The sequence below is a fragment of the Planomonospora algeriensis genome (assembly GCF_977012225.1).
In genome coordinates this window covers 1-1,903 of the sequence record NZ_CDRNDK010000770.1, presented here as the reverse complement: position 1 = coordinate 1,903, position 1,903 = coordinate 1, and the positions used below count along the sequence as shown (strand labels likewise).

Here is a 1,903-nt window from a genome sequence, read left to right as displayed (position 1 = left end):
CCTCGGCGGAGGGCGCGAGCCGTACCAGGCCCGAGGACCCGTCGGCGAGCACCGGCGTGCCCGGGGCGACAGCGGTCGCGCCGGGGCACGCCACCACGGCCGGCACGCCCATCGCCCGCGCGATGATCGAGGTGTGGCTGGTCGGCCCGCCCTCCTCGGTGACGAACGCGGCCACCTGCCCCGGGGAGAGCAGCGCGGTGTCCGCCGGGGCCAGGTCGCGGGCGACGAGCACGTACGGCTCCGCTCCGGCGGGCGGCGCGTCCGCCACCGGCCGGCCGTCCAGGACCGCGAGCGCCCGGTCCCGGACGTCGTCCAGGTCGGCGACGCGGGCGCCCAGATACCCGCCGGCCTCGGCGAGCATGCTCCGGTAGCGGCCGAATCCCTCGTAGACCGCGCGGGCGGCGTTCTTCCCGGCCCGGACCAGCTCGGCGACCTCCTCCGACAGGCCGGGGTCGCACGCCATCAGGGCCTGGGCCTGAAGGATCTTGCCGCCCTCGCCGCCGGCCCGCTCCCCCCGCTCCCGAAGGTCCGCGGCGACCCGCTCCAGCGCCCGGAGCGCCCGCTCCGCCTCCGCTCCGGCGTCCCCGTCGTGCGGGACGTCGGCCGGAGGCGGCGGGATCGCCCTGGACATCACGTGGGCGGGCCCGAACCCCGCGCCGGGGCTCACTCCGGTCCCCTGGAGCGTCCCGCTCATGGCGCCGACGCGATCTCCGCCAGCCGGTCGAGGAGCTCCTCCGCCCCTTCACCCTCCGCCTTGATCACCACGGTCTCGCCCTGACGGACGTCGAGCGAGAGGACGCCGAGGATGCTCTTGGCGTTGACCGGCTTGCCGCCGGCCTTGGCGACCGTGATGTCCAGCGCGGCCTTGGCCGCGGTCTGCACGAACGTCGCGGCCGGGCGGGCGTGCAGACCGACCTCGGCCTTGACGATGACGTGACGCTCGGGCACGGGCTCCTCCTGAAAGATCCGGCCGGTGGTCTAGACCGCCCGGCTCGCTGCATGGCCGGGGGAGGCCGGTCGGCCCCACCGGGTCACGGCCGCGGGACGGGCCCGCGGTCCCCCCCGGTGCTTCCGCCCCGCGCCCGCGTCCCTCTCCTCCGTGAGACCGGGTCACGGGGCCTCATTCCCCCCGAGAGCGCAAATTGCACTTAAGTCCCATTCTTCCCGAAGATCCACTTTCCAGCTCCATCGCCGTCGTACCCGGCGGTCCCACGCCGCCGGAACCGCCCGCCCACCGGAACCACCCGCCCCGGCGCCCTCACGCCCACCGGAACAACTCGTCTCCGGCGTCCACGTCTCCGTCGGCGATCTCCGTGACGGCCTCGGCGAACGCGTCCAGCGCCACCACCGGGCAGACCGGGGAACGTCCGCCCGCCTCGATCCCCGCGGGGTTCCAGGCCACCACGGGCTGGCCCGCGCTCACCCGGTCGCCCTCGGCGGCCAGCAGCTCGAACCCCTCCCCCCGCAACTGCACGGTGTCGATGCCCAGGTGGACCAGGATCCCCCTGCCGTCGTCCCCCACCACGACGAACGCGTGCGGGTGCAGCTTGTGGATCCGTCCCGCGATGGGCGAGACCACCCGCCCGGGCCTGCGCGCCGGGTCGATCGCCGCTCCCGGCCCGACCAGCCCTTCGGAGAACACGGGGTCGGGCACCGCCGCGAGACCGACGGCCGTCCCCGCGACCGGGGCCAGAACTGCGGTCATCACCCTCCCTCGGGCCGTACGTGCCGCGCCGGCGGGGACGATCACTGCGCTCCTCGGCCTGCGGACCCGGCGGGTACGGCAGGCCCCGCCGGTCCGGCGGACCAGGAGGATCCGGCGGATCCGGCGGACCAGACGGACCAGGAGGATCCGGCGGGTACCGCAGGCCCGGCCGGCTCGCCGGGCCCGGTACGGCGGGCC

The 1,903-nt window shown here is 76.1% G+C and carries 3 protein-coding genes; all 3 read right to left on the bottom strand.

Going from position 1 to position 1,903, the window contains the following annotated elements; translation table 11 throughout:
* Nucleotides 1–694, bottom strand: a 694-nt coding sequence (locus ACWJ6R_RS35575; protein WP_449066420.1) for a PEP-utilizing enzyme, incomplete at its 3' end; no start/stop codon positions are given.
* Nucleotides 691–948: an HPr family phosphocarrier protein gene (locus tag ACWJ6R_RS35570; protein ID WP_449066419.1), complete on the bottom strand. Its 258-nt coding sequence runs from the start codon at nucleotides 946–948 to the stop codon at nucleotides 691–693. The genes ACWJ6R_RS35575 and ACWJ6R_RS35570, both read right to left, overlap by 4 nt.
* 310 nt (nucleotides 949–1,258) lie before the next feature.
* Complete coding sequence (locus tag ACWJ6R_RS35565; RefSeq protein ID WP_449066421.1) at nucleotides 1,259–1,705, bottom strand: PTS sugar transporter subunit IIA; 447 nt, start codon at nucleotides 1,703–1,705, stop codon at nucleotides 1,259–1,261.
* Between the last annotated feature and the right edge of the window lie 198 nt (nucleotides 1,706–1,903).